This is a genomic window from Streptomyces sp. x-19 (genome assembly GCF_046549115.1).
Lineage (GTDB): Bacteria > Actinomycetota > Actinomycetes > Streptomycetales > Streptomycetaceae > Streptomyces > Streptomyces albulus_C.
This window is the reverse complement of sequence record NZ_JAJPWK010000004.1, coordinates 330840-355996: the sequence shown is the minus strand read 5'-3', so window position 1 is coordinate 355996 and position 25157 is coordinate 330840. Positions and strand designations below refer to the sequence as shown.

9 protein-coding genes and 1 pseudogene are annotated in these 25157 nt (G+C 71.4%); 7 read left to right on the top strand and 3 right to left on the bottom strand.

Translation table 11 applies throughout. The annotated features are described in order from the left end of the window. Nucleotides 1–105 precede the first annotated feature (105 nt). From ACLJT4_RS14100 to ACLJT4_RS14075, 6 genes are all read left to right on the top strand, one after another. Nucleotides 106–7953 carry an amino acid adenylation domain-containing protein gene (locus tag ACLJT4_RS14100; protein WP_411122646.1) on the top strand — a complete coding sequence of 2616 codons (7848 nt, stop codon included), beginning with the start codon at nucleotides 106–108 and terminating at the stop codon, nucleotides 7951–7953. Further along, nucleotides 7950–18377, top strand: a complete 10428-nt coding sequence (locus tag ACLJT4_RS14095; RefSeq protein WP_411122645.1) for an amino acid adenylation domain-containing protein — start codon at nucleotides 7950–7952, stop codon at nucleotides 18375–18377. Before ACLJT4_RS14100 ends, ACLJT4_RS14095 begins: the two co-directional genes overlap by 4 nt. Before the next feature lie 82 nt (nucleotides 18378–18459). Next, nucleotides 18460–18669 carry an MbtH family protein gene (locus tag ACLJT4_RS14090; protein WP_411122644.1) on the top strand — a complete coding sequence of 70 codons (210 nt, stop codon included), beginning with the start codon at nucleotides 18460–18462 and terminating at the stop codon, nucleotides 18667–18669. A gap of 106 nt (nucleotides 18670–18775) precedes the next feature. After that, a complete protein-coding gene (locus ACLJT4_RS14085; protein WP_411122643.1) occupies nucleotides 18776–20059 on the top strand; it encodes an MFS transporter in 1284 nt (427 codons plus the stop codon). A gap of 547 nt (nucleotides 20060–20606) precedes the next feature. Beyond that, nucleotides 20607–20855 (top strand): hypothetical protein, encoded by a 249-nt coding sequence (locus ACLJT4_RS14080; RefSeq protein WP_411122642.1) that lies wholly within the window; start codon nucleotides 20607–20609, stop codon nucleotides 20853–20855. A gap of 355 nt (nucleotides 20856–21210) precedes the next feature. Then, nucleotides 21211–21438, top strand: a complete 228-nt coding sequence (locus ACLJT4_RS14075; RefSeq protein ID WP_233660133.1) for a DUF6458 family protein — start codon at nucleotides 21211–21213, stop codon at nucleotides 21436–21438. Nucleotides 21439–21841: 403 nt separating this feature from the next. Here ACLJT4_RS14075 and ACLJT4_RS14070 read toward each other — a convergent pair whose 3' ends face one another. After that, on the bottom strand, nucleotides 21842–22066 hold the full coding sequence (locus ACLJT4_RS14070; RefSeq protein ID WP_411122641.1) for a hypothetical protein: 225 nt from the start codon (nucleotides 22064–22066) through the stop codon (nucleotides 21842–21844). Between the two features lie 585 nt (nucleotides 22067–22651). Continuing rightward, a pseudogene (locus ACLJT4_RS14065) lies at nucleotides 22652–23708 on the bottom strand (glutamate synthase-related protein); the annotation flags it as partial. Nucleotides 23709–23871: 163 nt separating this feature from the next. Here ACLJT4_RS14065 and ACLJT4_RS14060 point away from each other — a divergent pair. Continuing rightward, nucleotides 23872–24048: a hypothetical protein gene (locus ACLJT4_RS14060; protein ID WP_411122640.1), complete on the top strand. Its 177-nt coding sequence runs from the start codon at nucleotides 23872–23874 to the stop codon at nucleotides 24046–24048. A 194-nt stretch (nucleotides 24049–24242) separates the two neighbouring features. Here the strand turns inward: ACLJT4_RS14060 and ACLJT4_RS14055 are convergent, their stop codons facing one another. Continuing rightward, entirely contained in the window at nucleotides 24243–24806 is a 564-nt protein-coding gene (locus ACLJT4_RS14055) for a type 1 glutamine amidotransferase domain-containing protein (RefSeq protein WP_411122639.1), read from the bottom strand. Between the last annotated feature and the right edge of the window lie 351 nt (nucleotides 24807–25157).

Sequence of the window (25157 nt, the reverse complement as noted above, 5' to 3'; positions counted from 1 at the left end):
GCCTGTGGGCCACGGACGGAGGCCGGGGACCACGCCTGGGGGGATGGCGACTTCCGCGATGTCGGCTGCTCTTGTCGCAACTACCACGAGAGGTTGGGAAACGCCATGGCTGCCGCCGAGCCCGCCGGCCTTCCGCTGTCGTCCGCCCAGAACGGAGTGTGGGTCGCGCAGCAGCTTGACCCGACGGGCGTCGCCTACGACCTGGGTGAATACCTCGACATCCGTGGCGATGTGGACCCGGAGCTGTTCGAAACGGCGCTGCGGCACGTAGTGGCGCACACCGAGTCGCTGCACGTCCGGTTCGACGCCGGGGGCGAGGACGTCAGACAGGTCGCCGCCGATCCACCCGCGTGGGAGCCGGCCACCGCCGACTTCCGCTCGCACCGGGACGCACCGGTGGTCGCCGAGGAGTGGATGCGGGCCCAGATGGCCCGGCCGATGGATCTGCGTACCGGGCCTCTCTTCAGGCACGCCCTGCTCAGGGTCGGTGACCAGCGGTACTTCTGGATGCACCGCTACCACCACCTCGTCATGGACGGGGTGGGCATGGCGCTCAGTGCGCGCCGCGTCGCCGAGACGTACACGGCGCTGGCCGAGGGAGCGCCGCTGTGGCCGGGCGGCGACACTCCGTTGAGCCGGATGCGTGCGGAGGAGGCCGCCTACCGGGCGTCGGAGGAGTTCGCGCAGGACCGGGCGTTCTGGCTCGCGCGCATGGCGGACCGGCCCGAGCCGACCGGATTCGCCCCCCTCCGCCATGCCAGGAGCGGTGACGTCGTGCGCTGCCACCGCAGTGTGTCGGCGCGGGGCACGGAGGGCCTGCGGGCCGCCGCCCAGCGGGCCGGTACGACGTGGAAGGCCGCCGCGCTCGCGGCGACGGCGGCGTATCTGCACCGGGTCAGCGGCGCCCGGGACGTGGTCGTGGGACTGGCGGTGACCGGACGGCCGCGCACGCCCGAGGCCCTCAACGTGCCCGGGATGTTCGCCAACGTGGTTCCCCTGCGGGTGTCCGTGCGGGAGGGGATGTGCGTGGACGAGCTGATCCGGACCACGTCCCGGGCCCTGCGCGAGGCCCTGCCCCACCAGCGCTACCGGATCGAGGACCTCCAGCGCGACCTGGGGATGTCTGCGGTCGACGGGAAGCTGTTCGGTGTCGCGGTCAACATCATGGCGTTCGACTACGACGTGACCTTCGCCGGATGTCGCACCTTCGCGCACAACCTGTCCACCGGTCCGATCGACGACCTCGCCGTCAACGTCTACGACCGTGGCGAGGACGGCGCCGTCGCCTTCGGCTTCGAGATCGACGCGGCGCGCTGCGGGTCGGACGAACTCTCGGTGCAGCAGCGCCACTTCGTGAGGTTCGTGGAGGAACTGGCCACGGCGCATCCGGACACCCCCATCGGTGAGCTCGCCCTGCTGTCCCCGGAAGACGTGTCCGGTCTGCTGGAGTCGGGGGCCGGAGCCGCGCTCCCGCCCGTGGACCGCTGTCTGCACGAGCTCGTCGAGGAGCAGGCCCGACGCACCCCCGAGGCGGTGGCGGTCCGCTGTGGCGGCGACGAGATCAGCTACCGGGAACTCGACACGTGGGCGGACGAACTGGCCCGGCGACTGCGGGCCGTGACCACCCGTGAACAGCGGGTGGGAATCTGTCTGCGTCGCTCCGTGGCTCTGGTCCCCGCCACGCTGGCGGTGCTCAAGGCGGGGTGCGTCTACGTCCCGATGGACCCCGGACTGCCGGGGCGCCGCTTGGAGTTCATCGCCCGGGACGCCGGCGTCGGGCTGGTGGTGAGCGGACCGGAGAGCGAGGGGCGACTGTCGTCGCTCGCGGTGTCCCAGATGCCCGTCGGCCGGGTGCCCGACGGCCGGGGCGGCGCGGGGCCCGCTCCCGTCCCGACCGTCGTGCCGGGCCAGGGCGCCTACCTGCTGTACACGTCCGGGAGCACCGGCCGCCCCAAGGGTGTACTGGTGGAGCACCGGGCGGCCGTCGACTTCGTCACCCAGAACGTCAGGGCGTACCGCATAGCCGCGACGGACCGGTTCCTCGGCTTCGCCGCGCTGACCTTCGACGTCTCGGTCCTGGAGATGTTCGGTGCCCTGGCCTCCGGCGCGACGCTCGTGCTGGCCACCGACGAGGAGCGGGTGGACGCCGAGCGACTGCAGTCCCTGCTGGTCGCCCAGAACGTCACCGTGGCCGACCTGCCGCCGGCCCTGATGCCGTTGCTCACCCCGCGCGAACTGCCGGCGCTGCGGCTGGTGTCCGTCGGCGGGGAGGCGCCTTCCGGGGAGCTGGTGGACCGCTGGGCGGTGGAGGGACGAGAGTTCTGGAACTCCTACGGCCCCACCGAGACCACCGTGTCGGTGACGATGAAGCAGTGCCTGGCCCCATCTGGAGGACAGTCGCCGTCCATCGGCCGACCGATGGCCAACCACCGGGTCTACGTGGTCGATCCGCAGCTCCGACTGCTGCCCCCCGGCCGGCCGGGCGAACTGTGCGTCGCCGGTGCCGGGCTGGCCCGCGGCTACCTGGGCCGCGGTGGTCTGACGGCGGACCGGTTCGTCCCGGACCCGTGGGGGAGGCCGGGGGAGCGGATGTACCGGACAGGGGACCTGGTGCGCTGGACGCCCGAAGGCGAGCTGGAGTTCCTGGGGCGGGTGGATCACCAGGTCAAGATCAACGGGCATCGCATCGAACCCGGCGAGATCGAGACGGAGCTGCTGCGCCATCCGGACGTCGCCCAGGCGACGGTGGTGGCCCGGCAGACCCCGGGCACCGGCCGCAGCCTGGTCGCCTACGTGGTGGCGCGGCACGGCCACGGGGTGCACGACGATGCGCTGCGCGCCCACTTGGGCGAGGCCCTGCCCGGCTACATGGTTCCGCACGCCTACGTCGCCCTCAACCTCCTTCCGCTGACCGCAGGCGGGAAGGTCGACCGCGCGGCGCTGCCGGAGCCCGAACGTCCCGAAGCGGTCGGCCGCGATCCCCGCACGGCGCGCGAAGCGGCCCTGTGCCGGCTCTTCGCCGAGGTGCTCGGACTGCCCGCGGTCGGCGCCGACGACGCGTTCTTCACGCTGGGCGGAGACAGTATCACCGCCATCGCCCTGGTCAGCCGGGTGCGCGAGACGGGCCTGGAGATCGCGCTGCGCGACGTCTTCGCCCACAAGACGCCCGCCGCGCTGGCGGCCGCGCTGCGCGAGAGCGAGGAGGGCGACCGGCCGACGGACGAGGAACACGGCGCCGCGAACGGTGAGTTCCCGCCGACTCCGATCATGCACTGGCTTCGGGAGACCGGCGGCCCGGTGAACAGGTTCAGCCAGTCGGTGCTGCTGCAGACTCCCGCAGAAGCGGATCAAGAGCGCCTCACCGCCGCCGTCCGGACACTCCTCGATCACCACGACGCACTGCGGATGCGGATGACCTTCGAGGACGACCCGGCCACCCCGTGGTCGGGCACCGTGCAGCCGCCCGCATCGGTGGACGCGGCTCGGCTGTTCTCCCGGATCGACATCTCCCGGGCCGACGAGGCGACGGCGCACGCCATGATCGCCGAAGCCCGCGATACCGCGCTCGGGCGGCTCGACCCGGCCGCCGGGGTGATGCTCCAGGCCGTGTGGTGCGATGCGGGATCCGAGCGCCCCGGGCGCCTGCTGCTGGCCGTGCACCACCTTGTCGTCGACGGGGTGTCCTGGCGCATCCTGCTGCCGGACCTCGCCACCGCCTGGGAGGCCGTGACGGCTGGCCGGCGGCCCGAACTTCCCGCGGTCGGTACATCCTTCCGCACGTGGGCGCACGACCTGGCCCGGCTGGCCCAGTCGCCGGACATCACCGGGCAACTGCCCTGGTGGCGTGGGGTGCTCGACGCCTGCGAACCCGTACTGGGCGAGCGCCGGCTCGATCCGGTACGCGACACCGCCGGCACGGCCCGCCACCTGACGCTGTCCATGCCCTCGGAGCTGGTGCGTCCGCTGCTCTCGACCGTCCCCGCCGCCTTCGGCACCGGAGTCAACGAGATCCTGCTCACCGCGCTCGCCCTCGCCGCCGACCACTGGCGTGCCCGACGTGGACTGACCGGCTCCACGCCGTTGTTGCTCGACCTGGAAGGGCACGGCCGCGACGCCGGTACCGGCCGGCTCGACGTCTCCCGAACCGTCGGCTGGTTCACCAGCCAGTTCCCGGTCCGCCTGGACCTCGGCGGGATCGATGCGGCCCGGGCATGGGAGGACGAGGCCGTCCTGGCGCGGGCGGTGGAACAGGTGGCGGCCACCTTCGGCGAACTGCCGCGGGGCGGCTGGGGGTACGGGTTGCTGCGCTACTCGAACCCGCGCACACAGGCCGAGCTGACGGGGCGTGCCCGCCCGCAGATCCTCTTCAACTACCTCGGCAGGTTCACCGCCCACCACGACGGCGACTGGGCCATCGCCCCCGACGCCGAGCAACTGCGCGCCGACACCGACCCCGGCATGTCCCTGGAACACTGCCTGGAGGTCAACGCGCTCGTCCGCGACCACGCCGACCACGCCGAACTCACCGCCACCTGGAGCTGGCCGGATGCGGTGCTGTCCGAGGCCGAGGTCGGAGAGCTGGCCACCGCCTGGACCCGGGCCCTGGAGCTCGTGGTGACCGCGGCCGCACGCCGGGACGTCGTCCGGAACACACCGGAGGACTTCCCGCTGGCCCGCGTCAGCCGGGCCGAGCTGGACCACCTGGTGGGCAGCGTCCCCGGCATCGAGGACATCCTGCCCCTCTCCCCCCTGCAGGAGGGAATCTTCTTCCACTCCTCCTACGACGAGCGGGACGTGGACGCCTATACGGGGCAGCTGATCCTCACCCTGGACGGCCCGCTCGACACCGTGGCGCTGCGCCGTGCCTGCCACCGGCTGCTCCAACGGCACTCCGGCCTGCGGGCCGGATTCACGGACCACGGAGTCTCCGAGCCGGTACAGGTGGTCCTCGGCGCCTGCGAAATCCCCATGGAGGAGCTGGACTTCCATGCGCTCGGCGAGGAGCAGCGCCGGACCGCGCTGGAGGAGTTGCTGGCTGCGGACCGCGCCCGGCGATTCGACCTCGCCCGCCCACCGCTGCTGCGCTTCACCCTCGTCCGGATGGGCGCCCGGCGCCACCACCTCGTCATGACCAACCACCACATCCTGTCGGACGGCTGGTCGACCGCGGTGCTGCTGGAGGAGCTGTGCACGGCCTACCGCGATCACGGCGCGGAGGGTGGTGGCACGCCGACCGCCCACGCGGAGGTTCCGTACCGCGCCTATCTGGCCTGGCTGGCCCGGCAGGACCGGACCGCGGCCCTCGACGCCTGGCGGCGGGCGCTCGGCGGTCTGGCCGAGCCGACCATCCTGGCCGCTGTCGACCGCAACCGGCTCCAGGCGGTGCCCGAGCGCGTGACCGCGGAGCTCACCGAAGAGCTGACAGCGCGACTGGTGGCGCGGGCCCGGAGCGCCGGAGTGACGCTGAACAGCGTCGTGCAGGGCGTGTGGGCCGTCCTCCTGGCCCGACTGACCGGGCACGACGACGTGGTCTTCGGCGGGACGGTATCCGGACGCACGCCGGACATCCCCGGGGTGGAGACCATGGTCGGCCTGCTCATCAACACGCTCCCGGTGCGCTTCGCCGTCCGGCCCCACGAGCCGCTCATCGAGGCGGTGGCCCGTCTCCAGGACGAACAGGCCCTCCTGTTGGACCACCAGCACCTGGGTATGGCGGAAATCCAGCGCGAGTCCGGCCTCGGCACGCTCTTCGACACCACGGTCGTCTTCGAGAACTATCCCCTGGACCGGGCGAAGCTGGCGGACCTGGCCAGCGGCCTTCGGCTGACGGACATCAAGGCGACGGACGCGACCCACTACACCGTCAACCTGATCGCGGTCCCCGGTAGGCGGCTGCGACTCCACGTGGACCACCGCGCCGACGCGATCGCACCCGAGGCGGCGGATGCGATCGCCCGATTGCTGGAACGCCTGCTGTCCGTCGTCGTCGACGCCCCCACCACTGCGGTCGGCCGGATCGAGTTGCTCTCGGACCAGGAGCGCGACCGGGTGCTGGGGGAGTGGAACGCCACCGACCATCCGGTGCCGGACGCCACCCTGCCCGAGCTGTTGGCGGCACAGGCCCGACGGACTCCGGACCGCACGGCCACCGTCTTCGAAGGCGAAGCGCTCTCGTACGAGGAACTCCACGCGCGAGCCAACCGCCTGGCGCATCTCCTGATCGCGCGGGGCGCCGGGCCGGAGAAGACCGTGGCACTGGCACTGCGGCGCTCCACGCAGATGGTCGTCGCCATCCTGGCCGTCCTGAAGTCGGGGGCCGCGTACCTGCCCGTCGACCCGGACCTGCCTGCCGGCCGGATCGCGTACCTGACCGAGGACGCGAGGCCGCACCTGCTGCTGACGAGCACCGACACCGACCCGTCCATGCCGCAGCGCGCGGCGACGCCGCGGCTCGTGCTCGATGATCCGGCCCTCCTGGGAGAACTCGACCGCCTCAGCCCCCGCGACCCCGCCGAGGCCGACCGCACGGTCCCGCTGCTGCCGCAACACCCCGCCTACGTCATCTACACCTCGGGCTCCACCGGTCGTCCCAAGGGCGTGGTGGTGACGCACGGCGCGATCGTGAACCGCCTGGCATGGATGCAGGAGTCGTACCAACTGGACGGCACGGACCGGGTGTTGCAGAAGACGCCGTTCGGGTTCGACGTCTCCGTGTGGGAGTTCCTCTGGCCGCTGCTGTACGGCGCGACGCTGGTGGTGGCCCGGCCCCAGGGACACCAGGACCCGGCCTACCTCGCCCGTGTCATCCGGCACGAGGCCGTCACCACCGTGCACTTCGTGCCCTCGATGCTGCGTGCCTTCGTCGACGAGCCGTCGGCGGCAGACTGCCGTTCGCTGCGCCGGGTCGTCTGCAGCGGCGAGGCGCTGCCCGTCCGTCTCCAGGAGGACTTCTGGCGGGTGCTCGACGTCCCGCTGCACAACTTGTACGGACCGACCGAAGCCGCGGTCGACGTGACCAGTTGGAAGTGCCGGCCCGGCTCCGCCACCGTTCCGATCGGCCGGCCCATCTGGAACACCCGTCTGTACATACTCGATCCGCAGCTGTCGCCGCTGCCGGTGGGGGCCACGGGCGAGCTGTACCTGGCGGGAGCGGGCCTGGCCCGCGGCTACGCCGGCCGCGGTGGACTGACCGCGGACCGTTTCCTTCCCGACCCCTTCGGGCCTCCGGGCACGCGGATGTACCGCACGGGAGACCTGGCCCGCTGGCGCACCGACGGCGCCGTCGAATACCTCGGACGCACCGACGACCAGGTCAAGATCCGTGGTTTCCGTATCGAACTGGGGGAGATCGAGGCGGTGTTGGTGCGGTGCCCGGAGGTGTCGCAGGCCGTGGTCGTGGTGCATGAGGACGGGGACGGTGACCGGCGTCTGGTGGCGTACGTCGTTGGTGCTGTGGGTGCCACGGTGGATCCGGGTGTGGTGCGTGGTGAGCTTGCGGTCGCGCTGCCCGATTACATGGTGCCTGGTGCTCTTGTGGTCCTGGATGTGCTTCCGTTGACGCCGAACGGGAAGCTCGATCGCCGGGCGTTGCCCGCGCCGCCGGTGGCGGAGTCCAATGTGGTCCATCAGCCTCCGGTGACGGCCACCGAGGAACTCGTCGCCGAGATCTGGTCCGCCGTGCTGGGTACCGACCGCATCGGGCGGTTGGACAACTTCTTCACCCTGGGCGGGCACTCCCTCAAGGCCACCCGCGCCATCTCCCGCCTCAACACCAGGCTGGACGCGGCACTGCCGCTGCACATCCTCTTCGACCACCCCACCGTCGCCGATCTCGCGGCGGCCATCGAGACCCTTCTGCTCGACGACATCCTCGCGTCGGGTGACGAGCACGAAGCCGCTTCCGTCGAGAGCGACGGAAGCCGTTCCTTCGAGAGCCAAGGAGAGACCGCGTGAGCGCCCAGCAACCGGAACAGTCCGCCCCGGGAGACCACCGCGCGACCGCGCGTCAACTCCTCGAACGCCGCATCCGCGCGGCCCGGGAGGGCGCATCCGCCGGCTCCGCTCCCGCTCGGATCGCCCGCGGTCGCTCCGCCGAGCCCGTCGCCTCCTTCGCACAGGAGCGCATGTGGCTGGTCGACCACCTGCTCGACGGCGCCCCCGGCTACGCCGTCCCCACGGTGCTGCGGCTGCGCGGCCCCCTCGACGCCGACGCCTTCCAACAGAGCCTGACCGAGGTCGTACGGCGGCACCTCGCACTACGCACGGTTTTCGAGGAACGCGACGGACGGCCCCACCCCGTAGTGCTGCCCGCGCAGACCGTTCCGCTGCCGATCGTGGATCTGCGGGAACTGCCGTCCGCGCAGCGGGAACGGCGGGCGGCGGAGCTGGCCCGCGAGGCGGCCCGGACGCGCTTCGACCTGAGCGCCGGCCCGCTGCTCCGGGCAAGCCTTCTGCGCATCGAAGACGAACATCACCTCCTCGTCCTCGTCGTGCACCACATCGCCACGGACGGCTGGTCCATGGCGCTGCTGTGGAAGGAACTGGGAAACGGCTACCGGTCGTTGCTCCACGGCCGGCCGCCGGAGCACCCCGACCTGCCTGTCCGGTACGAGGACTACGCGCACTGGCAGCGCGAGCGCTCCGCGCACGGCGAGCTCGACGGACAACTGCGGTTCTGGGAGGAGCGGTTGGCCGACCTCGTCCCGCTGGAGCTGCCCACGGACCGTCCGCGGCCCGCGCGGCGCACCGGGCGGGGAGGGAGCGTGGAGTTCGCCCTGGACGCCGAGCTGGCGACGGGACTGCGCACGCTGGCCGAGCGGTGCGGCGCGACGATGTTCATGACCCTGCTCGCCGGGTTCCAGGCCGTCCTCGCCCGCTACACCGGCCGGCACGACGTCGCCGTCGGAACGCCGATCGCAGGGCGGGACCGGGAAGAGGTAGAGGACCTGATCGGGTTCTTCGCCAACACCCTGGTGCTGCGAACCGACCTGTCCGGCGACCCGTCGTTCGCCGACCTGCTCGGCCGGGTGCGGCAGGTCACCGTGGAGGCGTACGGGCATCAGGAAGTGCCCTTCGACCGGCTCGTCGAGCGACTGCGCCCGGAGCGGTCGCCGAACCGCAATCCGCTGGTCCAGGTGATGTTCGCAGCGGCCGAGGACGAGACCGCGACACTCGACCTGCCCGGGATCGACGCCGAACCCGTCGACGTGGACTTCCAGGTGTCCCTGTTCGACCTCACCGTCTTCGTGACGGACACGGGCTTGCAGGTCACCGGCTCGGTCACGTTCGACCGCGACCTGTTCGACCGCGACACCGCGCAGCGGCTGATCGGACACTACCTGCGGTTCCTCGCACAGGTCGCGGCCGACCCGGGCCGCCCGGTCTCCGACGTCGGCCTGCTCGACCCGGCGGAGCGGGAGCAGGTCCTCGCCCGGTGGAACGACACGGCCCGGGAGCTGCCGTCGGCTTCCCTGCCCGACCTGTTCACCGCTCAGGTGCTGCGCACTCCGGACGCGGTCGCGGTCGAGTGTGCGGGGACCTGCTGGACCTACGCCGAGCTCGACGCCCGCGCCGACCGGCTCGCGGGACGGTTGGCGGCCGCCGGGGTCCGGATGGAGAGCGCGGTGGGCCTGCTGCTGGAGAGGTCCGCCGACCTCGTGGTGGCCGTCCTGGCCGTCCTCAAGGCCGGTGGCACCTATGTGCCGCTCAACGGCCGGTTCCCGGCCGAACGACTGCGCGGCCTGCTCGAACAGGTCGATGCCGCACTGCTGATAACCGACTGCGCCTCGTCCGCGCACCCGGTCGTCGGCGCCTGCCCGGTGCCGGTGATCGACGTCGCGGCGGCCGGCGCTCCCGGTGGTCCGACCGCGCCGCGGACACCGTGCCCGCCCGAGCAGGCGGCGTACGTGATGTTCACCTCGGGGACCACCGGTGTCCCCAAGGGCATAGTCGTCACCCACGCCAACGTCGCGGCGCTGGCCCTGGACTCCGAGTGGGGGCCGGCGCACCGCACCGTCCTCGCGCACTCGCCGCACTCCTTCGACGCGTTCACCTACGAAATGTGGGTTCCCCTGCTCTCGGGGGGACGGGTCGTCCTGGCACCGCCCGGCCACCTGGACACCGCGGCACTCCAACGACTGGTCCGGGAGCACCGGATCACCTCCGTCTTCCTGACCACGGCCCTCTTCAACCTGGTGGTGGAGGAGCGGGTGGAGATCCTCGCCGGGCTGCAGGAGGTGTGGACCGGCGGCGAAGCGGCCTCCCTCACCGCGTTTCGACGGGCCGTCGAGACCTGCCCGGACACCGTGGTGACCCATGTCTACGGCCCGACCGAGACCACCACGTTCGCCACCCGCTGGAAGGCGGACACCGCGTCCCTGGCCGACGGGCGGGTGCCGATCGGCAGCCCGATGGACAACACCCGGCTGTATGTCCTGGGCGCGGGGCTGGAGCCGGTGCCGCTCGGCGCCGTGGGGGAGTTGTGCGTGGCGGGCGCCGGCGTGGCCCGTGGCTATCTCGGTTCCGGCGCCGCGACGGCCCAACGATTCCTTCCCGACCCCTTCGGGCCTCCGGGGACGCGGATGTACCGCACGGGAGACCTGGTGCGCAGGCGGGCCGACGGGAACGTGGAGTTCGTGGGGCGCGTCGACGGTCAGGTCAAGATTCGTGGTTTCCGTATCGAATTGGGGGAGATCGAGGCGGTGTTGGTGCGGTGCCCGGAGGTGTCGCAGGCCGTGGTCGTGGTGCATGAGGACGGGGACGGTGACCGGCGTCTGGTGGCGTACGTCGTCGGTGCTGTGGGTGCCACGGTGGATCCGGGTGTGGTGCGTGGTGAGCTTGCGGTCGCGCTGCCCGATTACATGGTGCCTGGTGCTCTTGTGGTCCTGGATGTGCTTCCGTTGACGCCGAACGGGAAGCTCGATCGCCGGGCGTTGCCCGCGCCGCCGGTGGCGGAGTCCAATGTGGTCCATCAGCCTCCGGTGACGGCCACCGAGGAACTCGTCGCCGAGATCTGGTCCGCCGTGCTGGGTACCGACCGCATCGGGCGGTTGGACAACTTCTTCACCCTGGGCGGGCACTCCCTCAAGGCCACCCGCGCCATCTCCCGCCTCAACACCCGTGCCGACACCGACGTCCCGCTGCGGACCCTCTTCGAAAACCCCACGCTCAGCGGTTTCGCGGCAGCCCTCGACGGCGGCCGGGCCACCGGCGCGACCACCATCGCCCGCCGGGCGGCCGACACCCCCGCGCCGCTGTCCTACGGCCAGCAGCGGCTGTGGTTCCTCGACCGACTCCGGCCCGGCCGGGCCGACTACACCATCCCCGTCGTCACCCGACTCCGCGGCGGGCTCGACGACCGGGCTCTGCTCCACGCGCTGACGGAGGTGGTACGCCGCCACGAGGTCCTGCGGTCCCGCTACGAACACGACGGCGACCTGCCCGTCCAGATCGTCGAACCCGTCACCGCCTTCGTCCCCGTGGTCACCGACCTGAGCGATCTGCCCGAGGGCGAGGCCCGGGCCCGCGCGCACGAGCTGGCGACCACCGACGCCGCGACCCCGTTCGACCTTTCGGAGGCGCCACTGATCCGCGCCCGGCTGATCCGCGTCACCGAGCACGAACACATACTGGCTCTGGTACTGCACCACACGGTCGCCGACGGCTGGTCGATACCGGTGCTGTGGGACGAACTTGCGGCCGGGTACGCCGCAGCCGCTCGCGGGACCCGGTTACAACTCCCCGAACTCCCGCTCCAGTACGGCGACATCGCGTCCTGGCAACGGGACCGGATGGCCGCCGGCGCACTCGCCGACCAACTCGACCACTGGCGCCACCGGCTCGCCGACGTCCCCCCGTTGGGACTGCCCGCCGACCGCCCTCGGCCGCCGGTGCGCTCCGGAGCCGGTGACGTGGTCTCCTTCCGCCTTCCCGCCGAACTCCACACGGGCCTGGTCGCGTTGGGACAGCGCGAGGGCGCCACGCTGTTCATGACCCTGCTCGCCGGATTCCAGGCCGTCCTCGCCCGCTACACCGGCCGGCACGACATCGCCGTCGGCACCCCGATCGCCGGCCGCAACCGTGCCGAGCTGGAGTCGTTGATCGGCTTCTTCGTCAACACCCTGGTGCTGCGCACCGACCTGTCCGGCGACCCCGCCTTCACCGAACTGCTCGCCCGCAGCCGGGACACCGCCCTGACCGCCTACGCCCACCAGGACCTGCCGTTCGACACGTTGGTCGAGGAACTGCAACCGGACCGCGACCCCAGCCGCAACCCCCTCTTCGACGTCCTCTTCCAGCTCCACCCGGACCTGCCGGACGCCCTGCGGATCGACGGCCTGGCCGTGGAACAGCTGGAGGTGGACAACGGCACCTCGAAGTTCGACCTGAGCCTGGCACTGACCGAGCGCCCCGACGGCCTGACGGCGACCATCCACTACGCCACCGACCTGTTCGACCGCGCCACCGTCGAGCGCCTGGCGGAGCATTACGTCAGGCTGCTCACCAGCGCCGCCTCCGACCCGACGCGGCCGCTCTCCCAGCTGGAGCTGCTGAGCCCGGCCGAGCGGCACCAGGTACTCGACGCCCCTACGACCACCGCCGACTTCCCCCGTGACCGCCTGCTGCACGAACTCGTCGAGGACCAGGTCCGCCGGCGCCCGCACGCCATCGCCGTCACCTGCGGCACCCGGCAGCTCACCTACGCGGAGCTGAACGCCCGAGCCAACCGCCTCGCCCGGTACCTGCGCGCGAGAGGGGTCGGGCCCGGTCACACCGTCGCGGTCGTGCTGGACGCCACGCGGGAAGCGGTGGTCGCCGTACTGGCCGTACTCAAGGCGGGCGGCGCATACGTCCCCGTGGACCCTGGTTACCCCGCCGACCGCCTCGCGCTCATCCTGGCGGACAGCCGGGCACGGCTCGCCCTGACCCAGGACTCCGGTACCGCGACCCCGGCCGGGCTCAGCGGCGTACCCGTGCTGGACCTGGCCCGGGAGCGGTCCCGCATCGCTGCCCAGTCCGGCGAAAACCTGCCGCCGGCCGCCTCCTCGGCCGACCTCGCCTACGCGATCTACACCTCCGGCTCCACCGGTCGTCCCAAGGGCGTTGCCGTGCCGCACCGCGGAGTGGTCAACTACCTCACCTACCTCACCCGCACCTTCGAGATCGACGAGCACGACGTCGTCCTCGCCCGCACCGCGCTGACCTTCGACCCTTCGGTGCGCGACCTGTTCGCACCGCTGTCCGTCGGCGCGCGGGTCGTGGTGATGCCTCCCGACGAAGCCAAGGACCCCCACGCGCTGCTGGCCGCCATCGAGGAACAGCAGGTCACCGCCGTACTCTCGATCGTCCCCTCGATGCTCGACGTCCTCGGCGCCACCGCTGTACGGCCACCGGGGTCCGCGCTGCGCCTGGTGATGACGACCGGCGAGGCGCTGACCCCCGCCCACGCACGCCGAGCCCGCCGTCTGGGCGCGGAGTTCGTCCTGGTCAACCAGTACGGGCCGACCGAATGCACCAACACCTCGGCCTTCCGTTCGGTGACCGACCGGGACGTCGAGGACGGCCGAATCCCCATCGGGCAGCCGATCCCCAACGCCCGGTGCTACGTCCTGGGCGAGCACCTGGAGGTGCTGCCGCCGGGAGCGGTGGGAGAACTGTGCATCGCCGGGCCGGGGGTGACTCGCGGATACCTCCATGACCCGCGGCGCACCGCCGAGCACTACGTACCCGACCCGTTCGGGCCGCCGGGGGAGCGGATGTACCGCACCGGCGACCTGGCCCGCTGGCGGGCCGACGGCACCCTGGAGTTCCACGGCCGACGCGACAACCAGGTCAAGGTCCGCGGGCACCGGATCGAACTCGGCGAACTGGAGGCCGTGTTGGCGCGCCACCCCGACGTCGCCCAGGCCGTCGCTGCGGCCCGCGGCGAGGGACTGGAGCGCACGTTGGTGAGCTACGTGGTGTGGCGCTCTCCCGACGGGCGACAGCCCTCCCCGGAGGACCGCAGGTCCGCCCTGCTGGACTTCCTGCGTGCGACCCTGCCCGCCGCGATGGTGCCCTCGGCCGTGGTGGAGCTGGGCGCGTTGCCGCTCACTCCCAACGGCAAGGTCGACCGCAAGGCCCTGCCGGCGCCCGACATCGAGCAGCAGCGCCGCGCCTACCGCGCTCCCGCCGACGCCGTCGAGCGCACCATCGCGTCCGTCTGGGAGGAGGTACTGGGCCGCGAACGCGTCGGGACGCACGACGACTTCTTCGAGCTGGGCGGCCACTCCCTGCGTGCCACCCAGGTGGCCGCGCGGCTGCGGCACCGACTCGGCCGGGAAATCCCCCTGCAGATGGTCTTCACGTACCCCACGATCACCGCGTTCGCCCGGGCACTCGACGACACCGCCCGCGCCGGCGGGGCGATCGGGCACCGGGAGACCGACACCGCCCCGGTCTCCTTCGGCCAACAGAGGCTGTGGCTGCTCGACCAGCTCCAGCCGGGCCGCCCCGACTACAACATGCCCTCCGCAGTCCGGTTCCGCGGTCCACTGGACCAGGACGCCGTCATCGCCGCGCTGCATGCCGTCGTCGCCCGCCACGACGTGCTGCGTTCGAGCTTCGTCAACCGCGGGCCGAGCCTCGGTGGCGGGGGCCTGTGCCAGGTCGTCGCCCCCGTCAACGCCTTCGCCCCGGCCTGCACCGACCTCTCCCACCTGCCTCACGCCCAGGCCCAGCGGCGCGCCGGGGAACTCGCCGAGCAGGACGCCAAGGCCCCCTTCGACCTCTGCACCGCGCCGCTGATCCGAGCCCGGCTGATCCGCCTCGCCACCGAGGACCACCTGCTGGTGGTCGTCGTCCACCACGCCGTCTTCGACGGCTGGTCGGCCCGCCTGCTGTGGGACGAGGTGTTCGCGCACTACCGGGACCTGACGGCCGGACACCGACCCGCCCCGCCCCATCTCGCCGTCACCTACCGCGACTTCGCGAGCTGGCAGCGCGGGCGGATGACCGGAGCGGCACCGGAGGGGGACCTCGCCTACTGGCGCGACCGCCTGACCGGCCTCGCCCCCCTGGAGCTGCCGACCGACCGGCCACGCCCGCCGGCCCCCTCCGGCCGCGGCGACCACGTCGACTTCACCCTCCCCGGGCCGGTGCTCGACCGGCTCCGGGACATCGGCAAGGAGAACGGCGCGACGCTGTTCATGGTCCTGCTGGCGGGCTTCCAGACGCTGCTCGGACGCTGGGCCGGCACCGACGACGTCGCGGTCGGCGCCCCGATCGCCGGCCGTGACCACGCGGAACTGGAGCCGCTGATCGGGTTCTTCGTGAACACCCTGGTGCTGCGCGGTGACCTGTCCGGCGACCCGACCTTCACCGAGCTGGTGGCACGGGCCCGGGACACCGCCCTGGCCGCCTACGCCCACCAGGACGTGCCCTTCGAACGCCTGGTGGAAGCGGTCCGGCCGGAACGCGACCTGAGCCGCAATCCGCTGTTCCAGGTGATGCTGGTGCTCAACGACGACACCGCCTCTCCCGTCGAACTGCCCGGCCTCGACGCGGAACCGGTCGAACTGGGCGGTGGGGCTGCCAAGTTCGACCTGAGCCTCTACCTGTCCGAGGAACCCGGCGGGCTCGGCGGCCGGGCCGTGTACGCCACCGACCTCTTCGACCGGGCCACCATCCTGCGCCTGATCCGCTCCTTCGAGCGGGTCCTGACGTGCGCCGCGGCCGACCCCGGCCGGGCGGTCGCGGAACTACCGCTGCTGGACCCGACCGAGCGGCACCGGGTGACCGTCGGGCGGAACCGCACCAGCCGTGCCCTCCCCCGGAGCACCCGCCTCCACGAGCTGATAGCCGACCGGTGCGAGCGCTCGCCGCACGCCGTCGCGGTCAGCGACGCACGGCAGTCGCTGACCTACGACGCCCTGGGCCGTTGCGCCAACCAACTCGCCCACCACCTCCGCTCCATGGGGGTGGGACCGGACATCAGGGTCGGCGTGTGCCTGGAGCGCTCGATCGACCTGCCGCTCTGCCTGCTGGCGGTCCTCAAGGCCGGCGGCGCGTACGTCCCGATCGACCCGGACCATCCGAGGGAGCGCAACGCCTTCATGGTCGGCGACAGCGCGGTGCGGGTGGTCCTGACCTCCGGAGCCGCACGCGATCGGGTCCCGGCAGCCGAGGGCGTGCGCGTCGTGGACGTCGCGGCGGAGCGGGCGTCGATCTCGAAGCAGCCCGAGACCACTCCCGTCCTCGGCCTCGGCGCCGACCACCTCGCCTACGTGATCTACACCTCCGGCTCGACCGGTGTCCCCAAGGGCGTCATGGTCCCGCACCGGGGACTGGAGAACTTCGCCCTGGACATGGCCGAGCGGCTGGAGCTGACCACGGCGGACACCGTCGCCGCCCTGACGACGGCCTCGTTCGACATCTCGGTACTGGAGCTGCTGGTGCCGCTGACCCGCGGCGCGACGGTCCACGTCGTGGACCGGGACACCGCGCGCGACGGCTCCCTGCTCACCGAGCGCCTCGACGACGCGGGGGTGACGGTGGTGCAGGCGACACCGGCGACCTGGTACCTGCTCACCGAGGCCGGCTGGAAGGGCGGCCCCGGCGTACGGGCCCTGACCGGCGGCGAGGCGCTGCCACCCGCGCTCGCCCGTCGACTGCGCGAGCGCGTCGGCCCGGTCTGGAACGTCTACGGGCCCACGGAGACCACGATCTGGTCCACCGCCCACCCTCTGCACGGCACACCGGACGCCGGACCTGACGTGGGTGCCGTGCCGATCGGGCATCCGCTGACCAACACGCGCGTGTACGTGCTCGACGAGCGGATGCAGCCCGTTCCGGTGGGCGTCGAGGGCGAGTTGTACATCGGAGGCGAGGGCGTCGTCCGCGGCTATGCGGGACGGCCCGGCCTGACCGCGCGGTGCTTCGTCCCCGATCCGTTCGGCACCGGTACCCGCCTCTACGCTACCGGCGACCTGGTCCGGTGGCGTGCGGACGGTGCCCTTGAGTACCGCGGCCGCGGGGACGACCAGGTCAAGATCCGAGGCCACCGCATCGAACTCGGCGAAATCGAGGCGGCGCTGGCGCACTGCGAGGGCGTGGCGGAGGCGGCGGCCGCGGTCCACGGCGAGGGGGTGGACGCCGTGCTCGTCGGCTACGTCGTGCGGGACCCGGGCCACCTCGAACCGGTCCAGCCGACCGAGGCCCTGCACGAACGGTTGCCGGGCTACATGGTGCCCACCCGCTTCGTGGACCTGGAGGAGCTGCCGCTGACCGTCAACGGCAAACTCGACCGCAAGGCACTGCCCGCCCCCGACCTGCCAGGGAACCGTGGCCCTCGGCAGGCCCCCCGCGACCGGACCGAACTTCGGATGGCCCGCATCTGGGAACACGTCCTGGGGGTCACGCCGGTCGGCGTGCGAGACGACTTCTTCGCCCTCGGCGGGCACTCCCTCAAGGCGTTCGCCCTCATCGAGGCGATTCGCCGGGAGATGGACGTCGCGCTCCCGCTCCACGTGGTCTTCCGCAAGCCGACGGTAGAGCTGATGTGCGAGGCCCTGCCGGCGGGCGCCGGGGACCGGCTGCTGGTGCCGCTCGCCGACGGCGACCCTGCACAGCCGCCGCTGTTCCTGGTTCACCCGCAGGGCGGCGATGTCTGCTGCTACCTCGAACTGGCCCGGGGCCTGGGGAGCCGACGGAAGGTGTACGGCATCGAGTCGGTGGGCTACAACACCGACGAGCCGCCGCTGCACCAGGTGCCCGACATGGTCGACCGCTACCTCTCCGAGCTGCGATCGGCCGCCCCGCACGGACCGTACCTACTGGCCGGGTGGTCGTTCGGCGGCCGGGTCGCCTTCGAGATCGCGGCACGTCTGGAGGCCGAGGGCGAACAGGTCGCATTTCTGGGCCTGATCGACACCCGGGCCCCCGCACGCGGGCCCGTCCGGCCGCAGGAGGAGAACATCAGCGGGGCCACCGGACTCCTCCAGCTCGGCATCGCCGCCGGCCTGGACGCCGAAGACCTGCGTGGGCTCGACGAGGAAGAGGCCATCGCGACCCTGCTCCGCAAGGGACACGAGGACGGCCGGCTCCCGCACCGCGCCGAGACCGCAGCCATGCGGCGCATGGTCCGGGTCGCCGCCGCCAACGAACGGGCAGCCGCCCTGCACCGCGTCACCGGGCAGGTCCGCACCGACCTCCACGTCTTCGCGGTGGCCGAACAGCACCCGGTGCTGCGCACCCCGCTCATCGACCCCGAGGAGTGGACCGTCCGCACCGAAGGCTCGGTGCACACGATCGGCATCCCCGGCAACCACCAGACCCTGGTGGACCCGCCACACGCCGCTGAACTGGCCGCCCTGATGGCCACGGCTCTCGAAGGGCCATGACCGGAATGCACCGACCCCACCCGGCCCACCACCCACCCACCGATTCACCTTCACACGATTCACCGTCACGAGGAGACCGCACATGAGCGAGGACAAGGGCACCCAGGAATGGAGCGTCGTGGTCAACGACGAGGAGCAGTACTCGATCTGGGCGGTGAACCGGCAGATCCCCGACGGCTGGAAGGAGACCGGCGTGCGCGGCACCCAGGAGGAGTGCCTGAGCCATATCGACCGGGTCTGGAGCGACATGCGGCCGCTGAGCCTCCGTCTGGCCATGGACGCCGCCGGGTGATCTCGCGGCACCAGTGACCGCCGACCCGGCCGAGGACGGGAGCCCGCACCGCACGCCGGTGCGGGCTCCCGTCCACAGGGCCGAACACCACGGAAACGGAGCAGCCGTGAACAGACGGGCCCCCCTTGTGGCACTCGTCGGCGTATCGGGCATCTCGGCGCTCGGGCTCGCCATGACGTTGTTGGCCATCCCCTGGTTCGTCCTGCGGGTGAGTGGCAGCGGTACCCAGACAGCGCTCGTCGCCGCGTCGGAGACGCTCGGACTGCTGGTTTCGGCCGTCTTCGGCGGACCGGTCGTGGACCGCGTCGGTGCCCGCCGGGCGAGCATCGGCGCGGACGGGCTCACAGCCGTGGCGGTTGCCGCCATGCCGGTCGCGCACGCGACGCTGGGCCTGTCACTGCCCGCCGCGGTAGTCCTGACCTTCGCCATGGGGCTGACCCGCGGCCCCGCCGACACCGCCAAGCAGGTGCTCGTGGCCGAGGCGATCGCGCTGGCCGGGACCTCGGTGGAACGCGGAACGGGCTCCTTCGAAGGCGGCAGGCGAATCGGCACGATGCTCGGTGCGCCACTGGCCGGCGCCCTCATCGCGACCATCGGTCCGGTACCGGTGTTGTACGTTGACGCAGCCGCCCTCCTGCTGTCCGCCGTCCTCGTCCTGACCCTCGTCCCACGTCCGCCCACCGCCCCGCCCCCCACCGCGACCTTCTCCGACAACGGGTACATGCGGCACCTCCGCGACGGCTTCCGGTTTCTGCGGCACGACCGGCTGCTGTTGGCGCTGACCGCCATGCTGCTGGTCACCAACGCCATGGACGGCGGGTTGAACGGTGTCCTCTACCCCGCCTACGGTGCGCGCGTGCTGCACAGCAGTACCCTGCTCGGTGCATTGATCACGGCGTCCGGTGTCGGTGCGCTGACGGGTGCGACGCTCTACGGCTGGACCGGCCACCGGTGGTCGCGCAGAGCGGTCTTCGCCCTCTGCTTCGCCGTCGTCGGTGCCCCCCGCTTCCTGCTGCTGGCCGTCGGCCCTCCGCCGGCGCTCCTGCTGCCCGCACTGGTGATCTGCGGCCTCGGTTCGGGGATGCTCACCCCCGTCATGATGGCCGTGGTCTACGACCGGATTCCGTCCCGACTGCAGGGCAGAACCCTCAGCCTCATCGTCGCCTGCGCGCTGGCGGCCATCCCGGTCGGTCAACTGGCCGCGGGCGTCCTGCTCGACCACGTGGGACTGGCACCCGCTCTGCTCGTCTTCGGTTGTACCTACCTCGTCGCCACGATGTTCCCGTTCACCTTCCCCGTCTGGCACGAGATGGACACCCGACGTTCCCCCCAGGGACCCGAAGCGAACGACGGCGGTGCGCGGGCGACGGCGCAGTCCCGCCCGGACTGATGGCTCAGGACCGCCGATCCCGCTCCGCCGCCCAGCACGGCGAGGACGCGGGCCACGGCCACGGCCGCTGGCGCCGTTGGCGAATCCCCAAGAATGAACGCGATATTGACCTCATTGACCTCAGCGATCTCCAGGCCCAGTACGTACAGGGAGCGCAGGCACAGGTTGGCCGCGTCGTAGCCGACGGGGGCGCTGCCCCAGCCCTCCCAGTCCACCAGGGTCAGGGTCGGGCCGGTGAGGTTGGCCCAGTGCAGGTCGCCGTGGGCGGTGCTGAAGGTGATCTCGTCGGGGTGATGCTGGTGTATTCGGGCACGCGGCGGCGGATGTACTGCTCGCGGACCGCCCGGCGGGGGTGGGAACGACTGCGAAGTGCTCCAGGGCCTGGTGCAGGCCCTGCCACCACACATCCGGCAACTGAACGTCGCCGACGGCAACGGGGCTGCGAGAGATCGGCGGTGCGGTGAGGAGTTCGGAGAGTTCGACGCGGTAGGAGAAGCCGTCGGCAGACCAGTCGGCCACGTCGATCAGTCGCGGCCGCGGCCGCGCCATGACGGCTGGCACTGACACCTCGGCTTCCTTCGGGCCCTGCCACAGCTTCCCGCCGGCTTTGCCTGCCGGCTCGCTGACCAGCCGCAGCCATGCGGGGCCGGGCGGGGTCGACTGCGACGTCCTCATCGTGCCCGGCGCGGACCTGCGCATGGTCACCTACACGGCAGCGACCGGAAGCAGCGACGCGGGGAAACTGGACCTTCTTCGCGTCACAGCTGGCCGCCGTACCGCCACCGCGCTCCCCTGACCGGCACTCCCGAGCCGTTTCGCCAAGCCGACGGGCGAACCTCACCGCTGCCGCCGGCCACTACGTAGTAGTGCTTTGTCAGGTGGTGTCGTAGGGCTGCCAGGGGGTGGGTTGGTGGCAGGTAGGGATATCGGGCGCGAGTCCGTCGGGTGACCAACGATCCGTATAACGTCACCGGCGGCGGCCGGTACGTGCGGTGACGGTTCGTCAATACTGTGGGCGACCAGGGGAGCGTCGGTGCTGTGCCTGCCGCCCCAGGCGTCGGCCGTCCACCCGCGCGGACATGGACGGCCCACGCACGGGTATGCGGAGTGCCAGCGCACAATCGTCACCAACGGAGAGGGAGGCAGTCACCATGGGTGTCGGTGGGTGCATAGTTCTGCTGGCTGTGGGCGCGATCCTGACCTTCGCCGTGGATTGGGACATGCCGGGAATGAACGTCCACCTGGTGGGCGTCATCCTGATGATCGTCGGCTTCATCGGCATTCTGACCTACGTGAGCATCTTCAAGCGGCGGCGTACCCAGCCACCGTCGCCCGCCGCCCCCGTGGTCGACGTGGAGGAGACCCGGCGCTACCGGTAGGGGCTTTCGTTTGAGTCGACGAGCAGTTCGACGGCTCAAAGACACGTCTTGCTGACGGGGGGCCTCCAGCGCGCCCCCGAGGTCCGCGTGCATGTCCGCACCGTGCTCCTGGTCTCTCCGCGGCCCTGCCGGTGGGCGACCGTCCGGCTGAAGCGGAGTAACTGCGCCGGGCGCTGGTGGAGGCCGATGAGGTGGACCTCGCCGGACGCCGCCAACAGCCGGCTGACTGACGAACCCGGGCCCGGGCGTCGGCCGGGTCGACGGCATCGTGGAGCGGCTCGCCTTCTGACTGTTGGGTGGTGGGGCTGGTCTCCGCTGCTGCCCGAGATGCTGCTGGCCGGCTTGCCCCGCTACTGGCCTTGGTGCTGCTGCGCCAACGCGTGCGCATGGCCTACCCGTCCGGTCACAGCGCTGCCGCCCACCCGAACATCGCGATGATCCGGGCCGTGCTGGCCGGCTCGCCCACGATGTCGCGCTGGTGCCCGAGGCGTCCCGACCGCTCGTCTTCGGTGGCAACCTCGACCTGGTGCAGCCGGAGGCAAGGCCGCCTGCGATGGGCCCCAGCTGGCGTCGCGCACGACTTGGCCGCGGCGAACGTGGACGCCGGCGTGGACTTGGCGCTGCGCACCCGCGTCTCCTCTCGGCTGGCCGCCGTCGACGCACCGCTGCACGACCTTGGGCCTGGGGCGTCCAGCCGTCCTCGTCGTCGCCCCACGATTCCGGGCGGCTGTAGGCGGCCGGCCCGGCGTGTCCTGGGCGCACGCGAGGAACTCCTTGATCGCCTGCAGCTGCTCAGCCCGGCGTGCCTCGGCGGTCGCCGCCGCCTGTCGCCGCTCCTCCGCCCGTTCAGCCGACCGCTGGGCGGCGCGCCGGGCGAACGCCGTCAGTGCACCACCGAGCACGAGGGATGCCGCCAGTTCCCCGCCACGCCGATTCGCTTCCTTACGACAAGTCCTTGCACATCAGCGTGCACACGGTCTCGTACCGGCGGATTCATGTCCTCATCCCAGCAGTGCAAGAGACGGCTGCACCACGGAATTTCGAACTGGCCGGTACCCAGCGGTGGTTGTAGCCACGGCGGACTGTACCTGGCCACAGTTACCAACGGCTGGTGCCCGTCGAACTCGGGCTCAGGTGCTTGACCTGGCTGCCTGGCGCCTCATGCATCGGAAGTCGCCTACGAGTGGAAGGCGGCCGCCGTGCTCGCCGTCCAGTCGCGGAATTCCAGCGGTGCGGCCCCGGTCCCGCCCTCCGCGCCGTCCACGATGATGAAGTCAGGCGTGACGTCCTCGGCCAGCATTGCCTTGCAGATCGCCAGCACTTCGCACCGGCTGCCGACGCACAGTTTGAAGCCGACGGGTTTCCCGCCCGCGAGTTCACGCAGCCTGCCAAGGAACAGCACCAGTCCATGCGGCGTGGAGAAAACGCGGTGGTAGGAGGGGGGAGATGACGGTGCGCCCCTGTTCAACCCCACGGGCCCGGGCGATCTCGGCATTTACCTTTGCCCCGGGGAGCACGCCACCCTTCCCGGGCTTTGCCCCTTGGGAGAGTTTCAGGGAAATTCCGCGCACGCTCTCCCAAGCTGCCTTTCGGGCGAATTCCTCCGCGTCGAAATCCCCGTCCGTGGTACGACAGCCAAAATATCCCGTACCCACTTCCCAGATCAGATCACCACCATAACGCGTGTGGTATTCGGAGATCCCGCCCTCGCCCGTGTCGTGTGCAAAACCCCCCGCTGCGGCGCCCCGGTTCAGAGCCAGGATGGCGTTGGCCGACAGTGAGCCGAAGCTCATGGCGGACACGTTCAGCAGCGCCATCTCGTAGGGCCGGCTGCATCCGGGCCCGCCGACGGAGACCGTGATGGGACTGTCGGGCACGGGACAGGGTGCGACGGAGTGCGTGCAGTACTCGTAGCCGACCTCGTACACCGACCGTTCCGTTCCGAAGGGATCCAGATCGGAGGCTCCCTTGGCTCGCTCGTAGACTGTGGAGCGGGTATCTCGATCGAATGGACGTCCGTCGTAGTTCCGCTCGACAAAGTACTGCTGGAACTCTGGCCTGATGCCCTCCATGAGGTAGCGCAGATGCCCGATGACCGGGTAATTGCGGAGCACCGAATGGCGCCTCTGCGTGAGGTCGTAAATGCCGGTCAACGCTGCCGCGAGCAACGGACCTGCTGCGTACCACCACCATGGCGAGAGGACCAACGCAGCGAATCCGCCAAGGGCTGCGGTCAGGGTCAGAGCGAGTACGGCGATTCCGCGGCTCATGGTGCCTCCCACTCGTGCTGTCGCTATCGATTCTGCGCGCAGTCACGTGATCACGCCGGCCCATGCCTGTGATCTCAGAAGGGCTCACCCTTGGTGGCTTGGGCGGATGCGCAGGGCGGATGCGGGTGCCAGGGCGGACGAACCGGAGAAAGGGACGATTGCTGTGAGCACTCCTGAGGACAGGGACGACCCGCGGGTCGACGAGCAGGCGTGGGAGCGGTCCGCCGAGCAGCGGAACATCACCGCGCCGACCCCGCCGGATGTGCGGGCCAAGGGCGAGGACGACGAGGATGACGGGGAGGAGCCTGATCCGCCGGCGACCGAAACCCGGGCGCCTTGAGCTTCAGGGCAGCGGGGTGCCGCCGGTGGCGTTGCTGGCTGTTGCGGTGACGGTGTGCCGGGTGTTCGGCTGAGCTCGCGCTTGCGCTCATGGTCGAGCCGTCGCCGGTCGTAGCTGTCCCGCTCCGGGCCACTCAGGCTGTAGGCCGGTTGTCCGGCCACCCGTAGTCGGCCATCGTGAGCCCCTGCAACTCGTCAGCTGGGAACGGGGTGGTGGGCGCGGGCGAACTGCTCCACGATGGCGACGCAGAACGCCGGGAGGTCGGCGGGGCTGCGACTGGAGATCAACTGCCCGTCGATGACGACCTCTTCGTCGACGACCTCGGCGCCCGCGTTGCGCAGATCGGTGCGGATGCTCGGCCAGGACGTCAGCCGGCGGCCGCGCAGCACGTCGGCTTCGGCCAGGGTCCACGGACCGTGACAGATCGTGGCGACCGGCTTCCCGTTGGTGACGAACTTCCGGACGAACTCGACCGCTTGGCGGTCGGTACGCAGCTGGTCGGGGTTCATGGTGCCGCCGGGCAACAGCAGGGCGTCGTACTCGTCCACGGAAGCGTCGGCGATCTCGCGGTCGACGGTGAGGGTGCCCGCCGCATCGAGGTCGGACTGCCGTGCCTGGATCTCGCCCGAGTGCAGAGAGAGGAGCTCGGTTTTGGCGCCGGCGCTGGTCAGGGCGCCGCGGGGCTGCTCGACCTCCACACGTTCCACGCCGTCGGTCGCGAGGATCGCGATCCGCATCCCCGCGAGTTCCTGTGTCATGGTGCGCTCCCTTTCGGCCGGGTAGGGCACGTCAGCGCGGGCGCCTCGCCGAGCCCGCCATACGGGACGTCCGGGCGCGCACTGGCGCAGTAGGGGCGGGTGCGCCCGCTGCCTCATCCAGGCATCTCCGTCTGCGCCCGACGGACGCCGCGGGCGGGCCTCTTCCCACCCTCCCATGCCGCACGCTGCTGTCAACCGCCGCTCGCTCCGGCTGGCTCTGCCGAGTGTCCCCACCGCGACCTGATGCCAAGCCACGGTGGAGGGCTTGGCGCGACGCGGTCGGGTCTTGGTCCAGTGCAGCGCCGTTGCGGCACCGGGGGCTCGCGAGGTCCACAGTCGGGCCGGGCCGCG